Annotated in this window: 13 protein-coding genes and 1 tRNA gene; all 14 read right to left on the bottom strand. The window is 62.4% G+C overall.

Annotated features, from left to right (window positions below; translation table 11 throughout):
* Positions 1 to 317: GTP-binding protein (locus tag H607_RS0100710; RefSeq protein ID WP_028873840.1), on the bottom strand; the 317-nt coding region annotated here is incomplete at its 3' end.
* Between the two features lie 37 nt (positions 318 to 354).
* Entirely contained in the window at positions 355 to 2451 is a 2097-nt protein-coding gene (fusA, locus tag H607_RS0100705) for an elongation factor G (protein ID WP_028873839.1), read from the bottom strand.
* A 96-nt stretch (positions 2452 to 2547) separates the two neighbouring features.
* On the bottom strand, positions 2548 to 3018 hold the full coding sequence (gene rpsG, locus H607_RS0100700; RefSeq protein WP_028873838.1) for a 30S ribosomal protein S7: 471 nt from the start codon (positions 3016 to 3018) through the stop codon (positions 2548 to 2550).
* A 39-nt stretch (positions 3019 to 3057) separates the two neighbouring features.
* Positions 3058 to 3435 carry a 30S ribosomal protein S12 gene (gene rpsL, locus H607_RS0100695; RefSeq protein ID WP_028873837.1) on the bottom strand — a complete coding sequence of 126 codons (378 nt, stop codon included), beginning with the start codon at positions 3433 to 3435 and terminating at the stop codon, positions 3058 to 3060.
* 108 nt (positions 3436 to 3543) lie between these two features.
* Positions 3544 to 7746, bottom strand: a complete 4203-nt coding sequence (gene rpoC / locus H607_RS0100690; RefSeq protein WP_028873836.1) for a DNA-directed RNA polymerase subunit beta' — start codon at positions 7744 to 7746, stop codon at positions 3544 to 3546.
* A gap of 34 nt (positions 7747 to 7780) precedes the next feature.
* Positions 7781 to 11920 (bottom strand): DNA-directed RNA polymerase subunit beta, encoded by a 4140-nt coding sequence (rpoB, locus tag H607_RS0100685; RefSeq protein WP_028873835.1) that lies wholly within the window; start codon positions 11918 to 11920, stop codon positions 7781 to 7783.
* A gap of 142 nt (positions 11921 to 12062) precedes the next feature.
* Positions 12063 to 12452 (bottom strand): 50S ribosomal protein L7/L12, encoded by a 390-nt coding sequence (gene rplL, locus H607_RS0100680; RefSeq protein WP_342666633.1) that lies wholly within the window; start codon positions 12450 to 12452, stop codon positions 12063 to 12065.
* A 47-nt stretch (positions 12453 to 12499) separates the two neighbouring features.
* Positions 12500 to 13024: a 50S ribosomal protein L10 gene (gene rplJ, locus H607_RS0100675; RefSeq protein ID WP_028873833.1), complete on the bottom strand. Its 525-nt coding sequence runs from the start codon at positions 13022 to 13024 to the stop codon at positions 12500 to 12502.
* A gap of 205 nt (positions 13025 to 13229) precedes the next feature.
* Positions 13230 to 13928, bottom strand: a complete 699-nt coding sequence (gene rplA / locus H607_RS0100670; protein WP_028873832.1) for a 50S ribosomal protein L1 — start codon at positions 13926 to 13928, stop codon at positions 13230 to 13232.
* 1 nt (position 13929) lies between these two features.
* On the bottom strand, positions 13930 to 14361 hold the full coding sequence (gene rplK / locus H607_RS0100665) for a 50S ribosomal protein L11 (RefSeq protein ID WP_028873831.1): 432 nt from the start codon (positions 14359 to 14361) through the stop codon (positions 13930 to 13932).
* A gap of 74 nt (positions 14362 to 14435) precedes the next feature.
* Positions 14436 to 14969: a transcription termination/antitermination protein NusG gene (gene nusG / locus H607_RS0100660; RefSeq protein WP_028873830.1), complete on the bottom strand. Its 534-nt coding sequence runs from the start codon at positions 14967 to 14969 to the stop codon at positions 14436 to 14438.
* The gene (secE, locus tag H607_RS0100655; protein WP_028873829.1) at positions 14969 to 15316 is read right to left on the bottom strand and encodes a preprotein translocase subunit SecE; all 348 of its coding nucleotides are present in this window, start codon (positions 15314 to 15316) and stop codon (positions 14969 to 14971) included. Before secE ends, nusG begins: the two co-directional genes overlap by 1 nt.
* A 28-nt stretch (positions 15317 to 15344) precedes the next feature.
* A tRNA-Trp gene (locus tag H607_RS0100650) sits at positions 15345 to 15420 on the bottom strand.
* Positions 15421 to 15462: 42 nt separating this feature from the next.
* Positions 15463 to 16215: elongation factor Tu (locus tag H607_RS0100645; RefSeq protein ID WP_028873828.1), on the bottom strand; the 753-nt coding region annotated here is incomplete at its 5' end.

The raw sequence follows: 16215 nt of genomic DNA, 5'->3' as shown, positions 1-16215 counted from the left end.
ACCACCAAAATGGCTCCGTCCATCTGCGCCGCACCGGTGATCATGTTCTTGACGTAGTCGGCGTGACCCGGGCAGTCGACGTGCGCATAGTGGCGCTTCTCCGTCTCGTATTCGACGTGCGAGGTGTTGATCGTGATCCCGCGAGCCTTCTCTTCCGGCGCCGCGTCAATGTCGTCGTACTTCTTCGCCTCGCCTCCGTAGTACTTCGACAGCACCGAGGTCAGCGCCGCCGTCAGCGTCGTCTTCCCATGGTCCACGTGACCGATCGTGCCCACATTCACGTGCGGCTTCGTGCGCTCAAACTTCGCTTTTGCCATCGTATTTCCCCTTGCAAACGTGATAAAGAAAAACCGCTCACTTCCGGCTGTTGATCACCGCCTCGGCGACGGACTTGGGCGCTTCGGCGTAGTGCTTGAATTCCATCGTATAGGTGGCGCGACCCTGTGTGAGCGAACGCAGCTGGGTAGCGTAGCCGAACATCTCGGCCAGAGGCACCTCGGCACGAATGGATTTGATGCCACCTGCGAGGTCTTCCATGCCGAGAATCACGCCGCGACGCCCGGAGAGGTCGCCCATGACGTTGCCCATGAACTCCTCCGGGGTCTCGACTTCCACCGCCATGATGGGTTCGAGCAGGACCGGATTAGCCTTCTTCATCCCTTCCTTGAAGGCGATGGAACCGGCCATCTTGAAGGCGTTCTCGTTGGAGTCGACTTCGTGATACGAACCGTCGAAGAGGGTGACCTTGACATCGACCACCGGAAAGCCGGCGAGCACACCGCTCTGCAACGCCTCCTGCACCCCCTTGTCGACGGCAGGAATGTATTCGCGGGGCACGACACCGCCCTTGATGGCGTCGATGAACTCGTAGCCTTTGCCCGCCTCGTTCGGCTCGATGCGCAGCCAGACGTGACCGTACTGACCACGGCCGCCCGTTTGCTTGACGAACTTGCCTTCCTGCTCGACCGACTTACGAATGGTCTCGCGATAGGCCACCTGGGGCGCACCGACGTTGCACTCGACGTTGAACTCGCGACGCATGCGATCGACGATGATCTCGAGATGCAACTCACCCATGCCGGAGATGATGGTTTGACCGGATTCCTCGTCGGTGCGCACGCGGAAAGATGGATCTTCCATCGCCAGACGCTGCAGCGCAATGCCCATCTTCTCTTGGTCGCTCTTGGTCTTGGGCTCGACGGCGACGTGGATCACCGGCTCGGGGAAAACCATGGATTCGAGCTTGATCGGCGCACTCGGATCGCACAAGGTTTCACCCGTGGTGACTTCCTTCAGCCCCACGGCGGCAGCGATGTCACCGGCGAGCACTTCTTTGATTTCGTGGCGCTCGTTGGCATGCATCTGCAGCAGACGACCGATGCGCTCTTTTTTGTTCCTGTTGGCGTTGAGCACCGTGTCGCCGGAATTGAGCGTACCGGAATAGACACGCAGGAAAGTGAGCTGGCCGACGAAGGGATCGGTCATCAGCTTGAACGCCAAGGCGCAGAATTTCTCGTTGTCGGCCGCACGGCGCTCGACGACGTTGCCGTCGAAGTCGGTTCCTTGCACCGGCGGGATGTCAACCGGCGAGGGCAAGAATTCGATCACGGCGTCGAGCATGCGCTGCACGCCCTTGTTCTTGAAGGCCGAGCCGCACAGCATGGGCTGGATCTCGGTAGCAATGGTGCGCTGGCGCAGCCCCTGGATGATCTTGGCCTCGGGCAGGTCACCGTTTTCGAGGTACTCGTTCATGAGCTCTTCGCTCGCCTCGGCGGCAGCCTCGAGCATCTTCTCGCGCCACTCCTGCGCCTGGTCCTTCAGTTCGGCCGGGATGTCGCGATATTCGAATTTGGTGCCCTGGGACGCCTCATCCCAGATGATCGCTTTCATCTTGATTAGGTCGACCACACCGGCAAACGAATCCTCGGCGCCGATGGGAATGACGATCGGCACGGGATTCGCCTTGAGGCGGGCACGCATCTGGTCGTAAACTTTGAAGAAATTGGCCCCCTGGCGATCCATCTTGTTGACGAAAGCCAGACGCGGCACCTTGTACTTGTTGGCCTGACGCCAGACGGTCTCGGACTGCGGCTGAACGCCGCCCACGGCGCAGTAGACCATGCAGGCCCCGTCGAGCACGCGCATCGAACGCTCGACTTCGATGGTGAAGTCGACGTGACCCGGGGTGTCGATGATGTTGAAGCGATGCTCGGGGAACTGCATGTCCATGCCGCGCCAGAAGCAGGTGGTGGCGGCGGAGGTGATGGTGATGCCCCGCTCCTGCTCCTGCTCCATCCAGTCCATCGTCGCGGCGCCTTCGTGCACCTCGCCGATCTTGTGGTTGACCCCAGTGTAGAACAGGATGCGTTCGGTGGTCGTGGTTTTACCGGCGTCGATGTGCGCCGAGATACCGATGTTACGGTAGCGTTCGATGGGTGTTTTGCGTGCCACGTCGTTTTCCCGCCAAGAGTTCCAGAATGTCGTTCATCATAAACGCGAAAATGCGGGTAAGCCCCGCAGAGGGCTTCCCGCGCCTTGCGTCCACGTTCAATAACGGTAGTGCGCAAACGCCTTGTTCGCCTCGGCCATGCGGTGCACTTCTTCGCGTTTCTTCATCGCCGCACCGCGCCCTTCGGCGGCCTCGAGCAGCTCGTTTGCCAGGCGCTGCGCCATGGATTTCTCGGAACGCTTACGCGCGGCGTCGCGCAGCCAGCGCATCGACAGCGCCAAACGACGGGAAGGACGCACTTCGACCGGAACCTGGTAGTTGGCGCCGCCCACGCGGCGGCTCTTGACCTCGACCACCGGCTTGACGTTTTCGATCGCGGCAGCGAAGACTTGTACAGGATCCTTGCCGGTCTTGGCGGAGATCGCCTCGAAGGCACCGTAGACGATGCGCTCGGCCACCGACTTCTTGCCGGAGACCATGAGGACGTTGATGAATTTGGAGACGTTCTGGTTGCCGAATTTCGGATCCGGCAAAATCTCACGCTTGGGTACTTCACGACGACGGGGCATTTCGACCTCTCGCGATATCTAGATGACGTTTCGAATCGATCAGGCTTTCTTGGGCCGCTTCGCGCCGTATTTCGAACGGGCCTGTTTGCGATCCTTGACGCCCTGCAGATCGAGCGAGCCACGGACGATGTGGTACCGCACCCCCGGCAAGTCTTTGACCCGACCGCCGCGAATCAGCACGACCGAGTGCTCTTGCAGGTTGTGACCTTCCCCGCCGATGTACGCAATGACTTCGTAACCGTTGGTGAGCCGCACCTTGGCCACCTTACGCAAGGCCGAGTTCGGCTTTTTCGGGGTGGTGGTATAGACACGGGTACAGACGCCGCGTTTCTGCGGACAGGATTCCAGCGCGGGGACCTTGCTCTTCTCCCGCACCCGGGTGCGCGGTTTGCGCACGAGCTGGTTGATCGTCGGCATAGTTCGTTCCTTCGTTGGCGATTCGGCGACCCGACTACGATTGGCCGGTTCGATAAACGCGCGATGTTAGCTTGAAAAGGGGTGCGCGTCAAGCGCACCCCGTCGGAATCACGCTTCGGCCTCTGGCGAAGCCGCAGCCGTGGTGATCTGGGCCCAGGCGCTCTCGGCCGATTGCGCCTGGGTACGTTGACGCCGTGTCCGATGATGCGCCAACCCCGTTCCCGCCGGAATGAGGCGACCGACGATGACGTTCTCCTTGAGTCCTCGCAGCTCGTCGCGCTTGCCCATGATCGCAGCTTCGGTGAGCACCCGCGTGGTTTCCTGGAAGGAGGCCGCCGAGATGAAAGAGTCGGTAGACAACGACGCTTTGGTGATACCGAGCAGCACATTGTCGAAGCGCGCCGGGATCTTGCCTTCTTTCTCCAGACGGGCGTTTTCGATCAGCACGTCCGAACGCTCGACCTGCTCTTCGCGCAGGAAGCGGCTGTCACCCGGATCGGTGATGACGACGCGGCGCAGCATCTGACGCACGATCACCTCGATGTGCTTGTCGTTGATCTTCACCCCTTGCAGGCGATAGACGTCTTGCACCTCGTCGATGATGTAGCGCGCGAGCGCCTCGATCCCTTGCAGGCGCAGGATGTCGTGGGGGTCGACCGGTCCATCGACGATGACTTCGCCGCGGTTGACCACCTGACCATCGTGCACCAAGAGACGCTTTTCCTTCGGGATGAGGAATTCGTGGGCGGTACCGTCCGGTTCGGTGATGATGAGCCGTTGTTTGCCCTTGGTTTCCTTGCCGAAGGAGACGGTCCCCGTGTATTCGGCAAGCATTCCGGCGTCCTTGGGCGAGCGTGCTTCGAAGAGCTCGGCCACGCGCGGCAGGCCCCCGGTGATGTCGCGCGTCTTGGCCGATTCCTGCGGGATACGGGCGAGCACTTCACCCACGCCCACGTGCTGACCTTCGCGCACTGTGATGATGGCCCCCACCGGGAAACTGATGGTGAAGGCATGCTCGGTACCGGGGATGAGCACGTCGTTACCAGCCTCATCCTGCAGACGGATCTGCGGCCGGCCGATCTTGGCACTGCTTCCGCGCTGCTTGGCATCGATCACCACCAGCGTGGAAATGCCGGTAATTTCGTCGACCTGTTTGGCGACCGTGATGCCCTCTTCGACGTTGTCGAAACGCACCGTACCCGCGTATTCGCTGATGATCGGACGGGTATGGGGATCCCAGGAGGCGAGCTTGACCCCCGCCTTGACGAGCTGTCCGTCATCGACGTGCAGCGTTGCGCCATAGGGAACCTTGTGGCGCTCGCGCTCGCGACCGGATTCGTCGAGGATCAGCACTTCGGCCGAACGAGCGATGACGATCTTTTCCCCGCGCTCGTTGACCACGTAGCGCATGTTCGAGGAAAACCGCACCGTTCCGCCCGACTTGGCTTCCACGCCCGAGACCGCAGCCGCCCGCGAGGCCGCACCGCCGACGTGGAAAGTCCGCATGGTGAGCTGGGTACCCGGCTCGCCGATCGACTGCGCGGCGATGACGCCGATCGCCTCGCCGACGTTGACCAGGCCACCACGTCCCAGGTCGCGCCCGTAGCACTTGGCACACACGCCGAAGTGGGTCTCGCAGGTAAGCGGGCTACGCACCTTGACTTCGTCGATCCCTTTCTCGTCGATGAGCGCCACGAGTTTCTCGTCGAGCAGCGTACCGGCCTCGATGAGGGTGGCCTGCGTGTCGGGGTCGATGATGTCGTCGGCAGCCACACGCCCGAGGATGCGATCGCGCAGGGCCTCGATCACCTCGCCGCCTTCGATGAGCGCCTTCATCGAGAAACCATCGTGCGTGCCGCAGTCCTCTTCGGTGACGACCAGATCCTGCGTGACATCGACCAGACGCCGCGTGAGATAACCCGAGTTGGCGGTTTTCAGCGCCGTGTCGGCCAGACCCTTACGCGCGCCGTGCGTCGAGATGAAGTACTGCAGGACGTTGAGCCCTTCACGGAAATTGGTGGTGATGGGCGTCTCGATGATCGAGCCGTCGGGCTTGGCCATGAGGCCGCGCATGCCGGCGAGCTGGCGGATCTGGGCCGCGGAACCCCGCGCCCCCGAGTCGGCCATCATGTAGATGGAGTTGAAGGATTCCTGTTCGATCACCTTGCCGTCTTCGGTAACGATCTTCTCCTTGGCCAGCTGCTCCATCATCGCCTTGGCGACGAGATCGGCCGCCCGGCCCCAGATATCGACTACCTTGTTGTAGCGTTCGGCCGCCGTCACCAGACCCGAGGCGTATTGCTGGGCGATCTCCTTGACCTCGTCCTCGGCCTTGCGGATGATCTCCTCTTTCTGCGGCGGGATGAGGAGATCCTTGATGGCGATGGAAATGCCGCCGCGCGTAGCGAGCCGATAACCGGTGGTCATCAGTTTGTCGGCGAAGATCACCGTAGCCTTGAGGCCGCAATTGCGGTAGGCGTGGTTGATGAGCTTGGAGATGGTCTTTTTCTTGAGCGGTTGATCGATGAGCTCGAACGGCAAGCCGGCGGGAAGAATTTCGGAGAGGATCGCCCGGCCGACGGTCGTCTCACGCCGGGTGATGCGCTCGATCGGCTCGCCATCGGGCCCGAGGTCGTACTCCTTGATGCGCACGGTGATGCGCGCGTGCAGCGAGACCTGCCCCATCTCGAAGGCACGCTTGACTTCGCCCACGTCGGCGAACATCATACCGCTGCCCTTGGCCACGGGAGATTCGCGTGTGGCATAATAAAGACCTAGCACGATGTCCTGCGAGGGGACGATGATCGGTTCGCCATTGGCAGGCGAGAGCACGTTGTTGGAGGCGAGCATCAGGGTGCGCGCCTCGAGCTGGGCTTCGAGCGACAGCGGCACGTGTACGGCCATCTGGTCGCCGTCGAAGTCGGCGTTGAACGCCGTACACACCAGCGGGTGCAGCTGGATCGCCTTGCCCTCGATCAGCACCGGTTCGAAGGCCTGGATCCCCAGGCGGTGCAAGGTCGGCGCCCGGTTGAGCAGCACCGGGTGCTCGTAGATCACCTCTTCGAGGATGTCCCACACCACCGGCTCCTGGTTCTCCACCATCTTCTTGGCCTGTTTGATGGTGGTGGCGTAGCCGAGCTTCTCCAGTCGGTTGAAGATGAAGGGCTTGAAGAGCTCGAGCGCCATGAGCTTGGGCAGGCCGCATTGATGCAACTTCAACTGCGGACCGACGACGATGACCGAACGGCCGGAGTAATCCACGCGCTTACCGAGCAGGTTCTGACGGAACCGCCCTCCCTTGCCCTTGATCATGTCGGCGAGCGATTTAAGCGGCCGCTTGTTGGGGCCGGTCATCGCCTTGCCGCGCCGGCCGTTGTCCAGCAGGGAGTCGACCGCCTCCTGCAGCATGCGCTTCTCGTTGCACACGATGATGTCGGGCGCCTTGAGTTCGAGCAGGCGCTTGAGGCGGTTGTTGCGGTTGATGACACGACGGTAGAGATCGTTGAGATCCGAAGTGGCAAAGCGCCCCCCGTCGAGCGGCACGAGCGGACGCAGATCGGGCGGCAGCACCGGCAGCACCTCGAGGATCATCCACTCGGGGCGCATGCCGGTTTTGTTGAAGGCTTCCAGCACCTTGAGCCGCTTGCTGAGCTTCTTGATCTTGGCATCCGATCCGGTGGTCTCGAGCTCGCCGCGCAGTTTCTCGATCTCGCGCTTGATGTCGAGCGTGCGCAGGAGTTCGCGGATGGCCTCGGCCCCCATCATGGCCACGAAGTCGTCGCCATACTCCTCGAAGGCCGCGTGGTACTGCTCTTCGGTCATGAGCTGGCCGCGATTGAGCGGCGTGAGCCCCGGCTCGATGACGACATAGGCTTCGAAGTAGAGGATGCGCTCGATGTCGCGCAGCGTCATGTCGAGCACCAGCCCGAGGCGGCTCGGCAGGCTCTTCAAGAACCAGATGTGCGAAACGGGCGAGGCGAGCTCGATATGCCCCATGCGTTCGCGGCGAACGCGCGACACGGTCACCTCGACGCCGCACTTCTCACAGATCACGCCGCGGTACTTGAGCCGCTTGTACTTGCCGCACAGGCACTCGTAGTCCTTGATCGGGCCGAAGATCTTGGCGCAGAAAAGGCCGTCGCGCTCGGGCTTGAAGGTGCGGTAGTTGATGGTCTCGGGCTTCTTGACTTCGCCATAGGACCACGAGCGGATCTTCTCCGGCGAGGCGAGCCGGATGGTGATCGCGTCGAACTCGTTTTCCTGCGGCAGCGACTGTTTGAACAGGTCGGCGAGCAAGCTAGTGCTAGTCATGGATGGGTTCTCCTGGCGGAATCGAACCGCCTGATCAATAGCGTTCCAGATCGATGTCGAGCGCAAGCGAGCGGATTTCCTTCAACAAGACATTGAAGGACTCGGGCATGCCGGCGATGATGCGGTGCTCGCCCTTGACGATGCTCTCGTAGACCTTGGTGCGGCCGACCACGTCGTCGGACTTGACGGTGAGCATCTCTTGCAGGGTGTAGGCCGCACCGTAGGCTTCCAGTGCCCAGACTTCCATCTCGCCGAAGCGCTGGCCGCCGAACTGCGCCTTGCCGCCGAGCGGTTGCTGCGTCACCAGCGAATATGGACCGGTGGAGCGCGCGTGCATCTTGTCGTCGACGAGGTGGTGCAGCTTGAGCATGTGCTTGTAGCCCACCGTGACCGGACGCTCGAAGGGCTCGCCCGTCTGGCCATCGTAGAGCGTGACCTGTTCGGTTCCCTCGATACCGGCGAGCCGGAACATGGCGGCGATGTCCTCTTCGGTGGCCCCTTCGAAGACGGGCGAGGCAAAAGGTACGCCCTTTTCGAGGTTGCGCGCCATCTCGAGGAGCTCCTCGTCGCTGAGCTCGCCGAGCGCCTCGCGGTGACCGCGCTCGTTGTAGATCCTTTCGAGGAACTCGCGCACTTCCTGCACTGCGGCCTGGCGACGCAGCATCTCGCCGATGCGCTCACCCAGCGCCCGTGCGGCACGGCCGAGGTGGGTCTCAAGGATCTGGCCGATGTTCATGCGCGAGGGCACGCCCAACGGGTTCAGGACGATGTCGACGGGACGGCCGTCGGCCATAAAGGGCATGTCCTCCACCGGCACGATCTTGGAGACCACCCCCTTGTTACCGTGGCGGCCGGCCATCTTGTCACCGGGCTGCAGCCGCCGCTTGACGGCGAGGTAGACCTTCACCATCTTGAGCACGCCAGGGGGCAATTCGTCCCCTTGGGTGAGCTTGCGGCGCTTGTGCTCGAAGGCTTCGTCGAAAGCCTTGCGCATTTTCTCGAGGCCGTCGCGCACGGCTTCGAGCTGGGCAGCGAGCGTTTCGTCCTCGACGCGGATGTCGAACCACTGATACGGTTCGAGGGCATCGAGATAGGCCTCGTCGATCACGCTGCCTTTGGCCAGGCGCTTGGGACCGCCGTTGGCTTTCTGGCCGACGAGCAGACGACGCACGCGTTCGAAGGCATCGCGTTCGAAGATGCGCATCTGGTCGTTGAGGTCCTTGCGATAGGCCCGCAGCTGGTCGTCGATGATGGACTGCGCCCGCTTGTCGCGCTCGATACCCTCGCGGGTGAAAACGAGCACGTCGATGACGGTGCCGCTCATGCCAGTGGGCACGCGCAGCGAGGAATCCTTCACATCGGAAGCTTTCTCGCCGAAGATCGCCCGCAGCAGCTTTTCTTCCGGCGTGAGCTGGGCTTCGCCCTTGGGCGTGACCTTGCCCACCAGCACGTCGCCCGCCTTGACCTCGGCGCCGATGTGGATGATGCCGGATTCGTCGAGCCGGCCGAGCTGCGCTTCGCCCAGGGAGGCGATGTCGCGCGTGATCTCCTCGGGTCCGAGCTTGGTGTCGCGCGCCACCACCGTGAGCTCTTCGATGTGGATCGAGGTGAAGCGGTCCTCGGCCACCACGCGCTCGGAGATGAGGATGGAGTCCTCGAAGTTGTAGCCGTTCCACGGCATGAAGGCCACGAGCACGTTCTGTCCCAGAGCGAGTTCGCCGAGGTCGGTCGAAGCGCCATCGGCGATGATGTCCCCGGCAGCGATCACGTCGCCCTTGCGCACGATGGGCCGCTGGCTGATGTTGGTATTCTGGTTGGAGCGCGTGAACTTGGTGAGGTTATAGATATCGACCCCGACTTCGCCCGGGGAGGTTTCGTCGTCGTGCACGCGCACGACGATGCGCTTGGCGTCGACGTAGTCGACCACCCCTCCGCGGTGCGCACGCACGACCGTGCCGGAGTCGGCCGCGGCGATACGCTCCATGCCGGTACCCACCAGCGGTTTTTCCGGGCGCAGGCAGGGCACGGCCTGACGCTGCATGTTCGCGCCCATGAGCGCACGGTTGGCGTCGTCGTGCTCGAGGAAGGGAATGAGCGAGGCGGCCACCGAAACGATCTGCTGCGGCGCCACGTCCATCAACTGCACCTGCTCCGGCGGCACCATGACGAATTCACCCTTCTGCCGGCAGGAGACGAGCGCACCGGTGAGCCGGCCTTCGGCATCGACTTCCGAGTTCGCCTGGGCGATGACGTAAGAACCCTCCTCGATGGCCGACATGTAGACCACCTCGTCGGTGACTCGACCGTCGATCACCTTGCGGTACGGCGTCTCGATGAAACCATATTTGTTGGTGCGGGCATAGACCGCCAGCGAGTTGATGAGACCGATGTTCGGCCCCTCAGGGGTCTCGATCGGGCACAGGCGCCCATAGTGCGTCGGGTGCACGTCGCGCACTTCGAACCCCGCGCGCTCGCGCGTCAAGCCGCCGGGGCCGAGCGCCGAAACACGCCGCTTGTGCGTGATCTCGGAGAGGGGGTTCGTCTGGTCCATGAACTGGGAAAGCTGGCTCGAGCCGAAGAACTCCTTGATCGCCGCCGAGATCGGCTTGGCATTGATGAGGTCGTGTGGCATGAGGTTTTCGGCCTCGGCCTGCACCAGACGCTCCTTGACGGCCCGCTCGACCCGGGCGAGCCCGGCACGGAACTGGTTCTCCGCGAGTTCCCCGACGCAGCGCACGCGGCGGTTGCCCAGGTGGTCGATGTCGTCGACCTCACCGTGACCATTGCGCAACTCGACGAGGAGCGCGATCACGGCGATGAGGTCTTCGTCGTCCAGCGTCCCTTTGCCTTCAGCACCTTTCGGACCGACGCGTTCGAAGAAACGCTTGATCCAGTCGGGCGAATTCGGGTCGAGCTGCTCGAGCGGCGGATAGGCGCGGCTGTTGAACTTCATGCGCCCCACCGCCGAGAGATCGTAGCGATCGGGCGAATAGAAGAGCCCCTGGAAGAGATTTTCGACCGCTTCCTCCGTGGGCGGCTCGCCCGGACGCATCATGCGGTAGATCGCCACCTTGGCCGACCAGGCGTCGGTGGTGTCGTCCAGTCGCAGGGTCTGGGAGATATAGGGGCCACGGTCGAGGTCGTTGACGAGCAGGGTCTGGAATCCCTTGAGCGAGGATTGACGCAGGCGTTCCACCACCTCTTCGGTGATCTCGTCGTTGGCATGCGCGATGACCTCACCCGTTTCGGGGTCGACCAGATCTCGGGCAACGATGCGCCCCAGCAGGAATTCGTCGTCGACCTCCACTTCCTCGATGCCTGCGCGTTTGAGATCGCGCACGTTCTTGGCATTGATGCGCTTGTCTTTGGCGATGATGACGTTGCCGTCGGCGTCGCGGATCTCGAAACGGGCGATCTCCCCTTTGAGCCGCTCGGGAACGATGCGGTAGAAAAACCGCCCGTTTTCGATGCGGAAGTCTTCGAAATCGTGGAAGGTCTCGAGGATCTGCTCGGTCGTCATGCCGATGGCGCGCAGCAGCACCGTGACCGGCATCTTGCGGCGCCGGTCGATGCGGAAATACAGGCAATCCTTGGGATCGAACTCGAAGTCGATCCAGGAGCCGCGGTAGGGAATGATGCGCGCCGAGAAGAGGAGCTTGCCGGAAGAGTGGGTCTTGCCCTTGTCGTGCTCGAAGAAGACGCCGGGCGAGCGGTGCAGCTGCGAGACGATGACGCGTTCGGTTCCGTTGATGATGAAAGAGCCATTCTCGGTCATGAGCGGAATCTCGCCCATGAACACTTCCTGCTCCTTCACTTCCTTGACCGTCTCGTAGTTGGTGGCCTTGTCGAGCAGCACCAGACGCACGCGCGCACGCAGCGGAACGCAGTACGTGAGCCCGCGCAGCTGGCATTCCTTGACGTCGAACACCGGTTCGCCGAGGAAATATTGGACGAATTCGAGGCGGGCGTTGCCGGTGACGCTGACGATGGGGAAAATGGAATTGAATGCGGCCTGCAGGCCCTTGTTTTCACGCTGTTCGGGCGGCACTCCGAGCTGGAGGAATTCGGCGTAGGAATCGACCTGGGTAGCCAACAAAAACGGCACATCCAAGACGGGCTTGCGCTTGGCAAAGCTCTTGCGGATGCGTTTCTTTTCGGTGTAAGAGTACGCCATGAGTGCTCCAGGCAATGTCAGACGTGGGGGAGGAAACAGGACTCAGCCCGCCGCGGACGGGCTCGGTGCTGTTCTCTCGCGATACAAGCGCGAAAAGGCTGACGCCCAGCGGGCGCCAGCCTCCTGCACGGCTGCGAGGTGATTACTTGATTTCGACCTTGGCACCGGCGGCTTCGAGCTCTTTCTTGAGTTTTTCGGCTTCGTCCTTGGACACGCCTTCCTTGACGGGCTTGGGCGCGCCGTCGACCAGATCCTTGGCTTCCTTGAGGCCGAGACCCGTGGCCGCACGCACGATCTTGATGACTTCGACTTTCTTCGCGCCGGCTTCTTGCAGGATCACGTCGAACTCGGTCTTCTCTTCGGCAGCCGGCGCAGCCGCGCCACCGCCGGCAGCCGGAGCCGCCGCCACGGCCACGGCAGCCGCAGCGGAGACACCGAATTTCTCTTCCATCGCCTTGATGAGCTCGGAGAGCTCGAGCACCGTCATGTTGGCGATCGCGTCAAGGATTTCGTCTTTCGTCAAAGCCATGATTCACTCCTGATGGGTTTCGCCTGAAAGGCAAAAAGGGTAATGAAGGGTCAAGCGGTCTCTTTGGCGTCGCGCACCGCCGCGAGCGTGCGCACGAACTTGCCGGGCACCTCGTTGAGCGTGCGCACGAACTTGGCGATCGGAGCCTGCAGCGTGCCGACCAAGGTGGCGAGCAGCTCTTCGCGGCTCGGCATGGACGCCAAGGCTTTCACTCCCGCCGCATCGAGCGGGTAGTTGGGCATGGCGCCGCCCTTGATCACGAGCTTTTCGGCATCTTTCGCGAAATCGTGCAGCACCTTGGCGCAGGCCACCGGATCCTTGGCGATGCCGTAGATCAGGGGACCGACGAGGCGATCGGACAGGCACTCGAAAGGAGTACCGACGATCGCCCGGCGCACCAGGGTGTTTTTCAGCACACGCAGGTAGACGCCGGATTGGCGTGCCCGCTTGCGCAGCTCGGTGATTTGCGCGACTTCGAGACCACGGTACTCGGCGACGACGATCGCCCCCGCCCCGGCCACCTGGGCCGTGACTTCGGCGACTATCGCCTTCTTCTCGTCGAGATTGAGTCCCACGGTCTACTCCTACGGTTACTGCACCCCGTTTCCGGGATGCGCCACGGCGACCTTCATCAGGAGCGGCTCCGGCGAACCGGAAAGTTCCTGCTTCGGGTGACGCCATCTGCGCTGGGCGCATCGATCGATGCGTTTGAGGCGAACCCCCAGCGGTCTTTGACAACCCGCCGCGACGGCAAGCCCTCGCGACGGCCCAAAGTTCTTTTTACGCCTGCACGGCCGAGGCCGGGTCAACCTTGATGCCCACGCCCATGGTGCTCGACACCGCCAGTTTGCGCAGGTAGGATCCCTTCACTGCCGCCGGCTTGGCTTTCATGAGGGCGTCGACGAGCGCCTTGGCGTTTTGCTCGAGCGCCTCCACAGGGAAAGACGCACGGCCGATCGGTGCGTGCACGATGCCGTTTTTATCGGTTCGGAACTGCACCTGACCGGCTTTGGCATTCTTCACGGCAGTGGCGACGTCGGGCGTGACGGTACCGACTTTCGGGTTCGGCATGAGCCCGCGGGGGCCAAGGATCTGACCGAGTTGTCCGACCACGCGCATGGCGTCGGGCGAGGCAATGCAGACGTCGAAATCGATCTTGCCCGCCTTGATCTGTTCGGCGAGATCTTCCATGCCGACGAGATCGGCTCCGGCAGCCTTGGCCTCTTCGGCCTTGGGCCCTTGGGCGAAGACGGCCACGCGCACTGATTTACCGGTTCCGGCGGGCAGCACCACGGCGCCCCGCACGACCTGGTCGGATTTGCGCGGATCGACGCCCAGATTGACGGCAATGTCGATCGACTCGTCGAATTTGGCTACCGCCGTCTCCTTGGCGAGTGCGAGCGCCTCACCCAGGGCATAGGCACGGTTGCGATCGACTTTTTCCTTCAGTGCACGCATGCGTTTGCTAAGCTTGGCCATGTCACACCCCCTCCACGGTCACGCCCATGCTGCGCGCGGAACCGGCGATGGTTCGCACGGCTGCATCCATGTCCGCCGCAGTGAGATCGGGCATCTTGGTTTTGGCGATCTCTTCGAGCTGGGCGCGGGTAATCTTGCCGACCTTGTCGACGTGCGGCTTGGCTGAGCCTTTCTGGATGCCGACGGCCTTCTTGATGAGGATGGTGGCCGGCGGGGTCTTCAGCACGAAAGTGAAGGACTTGTCCGAATAGGCGGTGATGATCACCGGTATCGGCAGGCCCGGCTCCATGCCCTGCGTGCGGGCATTGAACGCCTTGCAGAATTCCATGATGTTGAGACCGCGCTGGCCGAGCGCGGGACCGATCGGGGGGCTGGGGTTGGCCTTGCCCGCCGGCACTTGCAGCTTGATATAGCCGACGATTTTCTTTGCCATGAACGAGACTCCAATGTGAGTGCAAACGCCGCCCGTTACGGCGGCTCCTCGGGGTGCGGCAATGCCGCGGTTCCTCAGGTCTTCTCGACCTGGGAAAACTCCAGTTGAACCGGGGTGGCACGACCGAAGATGGTCACGGCCACGGTGAGGCGGCTGCGCTCGTAGTCGACCTCTTCCACCGTTCCCATGAAATCGGCGAACGGCCCTTCCTTGATCCGAACAACTTCACCCGGCTCGAAGACGATGCGCGGGCGCGGTTTCTCGCCACCTTCCTGCATCTGCTGCAGGATTTTCTCGACGTCGCGCTCGGGGATGGGGGCAGGCTTGGTGGGCGTGCCGCCGACGAACCCGGACACCTTGGGTAAAGACTTGACCAGATGCCAGGTGTCGTCGTTCATTTCCATCTCGACGAGCACATATCCCGGATAGAATTTGCGCTCGGTCTCGGTCTTCTGGCCGGATCGCATCTCGATGACTTTCTCCACGGGCACGAGGATGCGACCGAAGAGATCTTCCATGCCGGCGCGCTTGATACGCTCCTGCAAAGCCCTCTGTACCTGCTTCTCATAGCCCGCATGGGCCTGTACGACATACCAGCGCTTGGCCATCACTTCCACCCGAGGATCAAGTCGTACAAGACCCATTCCAGAGTCTTGTCCGTCAGCCACAAGAAAAGCGCCATCGTCGTGACGAAGGCAAACACGACCAACGTGGATTGGATCGTCTCCTTGCGCGACGGCCAAGCAACCTTGCGCACCTCGGCCACGGTGCCGCGCCAGAATTCGAGAAAACGCGCCCCCGCGGGGGTGGCAAAGAGGACGACGGCGGCCGCGGCGAGCGTGCCGACGACGACGATCGCCACCCTCGCGACGAGCACCCACTCGCCGAAAACGTAGTAGCCGGCAATGCCCGCCGCCAGCAGCAGCAGTGCGATCAGATATTTGAGACGATCCATGGATCCGGGTTGTCCGCCAAAGAAATGATGGCAGGGGCAGAGGGAATCGAACCCCCAACCTTCGGTTTTGGAGACCGACGCTCTGCCAATTGAGCTATGCCCCTGCAACCGCCGAAATCGACTCCGGCGGGATTGAGATCGAATGCTTACTCGATGATCTTGGTGACGACACCGGCACCGACGGTGCGACCGCCTTCACGGATGGCAAAGCGCAAGCCTTCTTCCATCGCGATCGGAGCGATCAGCTTCACTTCCAGCTTCACGTTGTCGCCCGGCATCACCATCTCCACCCCTTCGGGCAGCTTGATCGCACCGGTGACGTCCGTGGTGCGGAAGTAGAACTGCGGCCGGTAGTTGCTGAAAAACGGCGTGTGGCGCCCGCCTTCTTCCTTGGAGAGCACGTACACTTCGCACTCGAAGTGCGTGTGCGGCGTGATCGTCCCCGGCTTGGCGAGCACTTGCCCACGCTCGACTTCTTCGCGCTTGGTGCCGCGCAACAGCACCCCGACGTTGTCGCCCGCTTGCCCTTGATCGAGGAGCTTGCGGAACATCTCCACGCCAGTGACCGTGGTCTTTTGCGTCGGGCGCAGACCGACGATCTCGACTTCGTCGCCCACCTTGACGATGCCGCGCTCGACCCGGCCCGTGACCACCGTGCCGCGACCAGAGATGGAGAACACGTCTTCGATCGGCATGAGGAAGGGCTTGTCGATGGCGCGCTCGGGCGTGGGAATGTAGGTGTCGAGCGCTTCGGCAAGTTTCAGGATCGAGGGCTCACCGATCTCGCTCTGGTCGCCTTCGAGCGCCTTGAGCGCCGAGCCCTTGATCACCGGCACTTCGTCACCCGGAAAATCGTACTTGGAGAGCAGCTCGCGCACTTCCATTTCCACGAGCTCGAG

This window comes from Tepidiphilus margaritifer DSM 15129 (assembly GCF_000425565.1).
Classification (GTDB): domain Bacteria; phylum Pseudomonadota; class Gammaproteobacteria; order Burkholderiales; family Rhodocyclaceae; genus Tepidiphilus; species Tepidiphilus margaritifer.
This window is presented reverse-complemented; position numbering and strand designations above follow the sequence as displayed.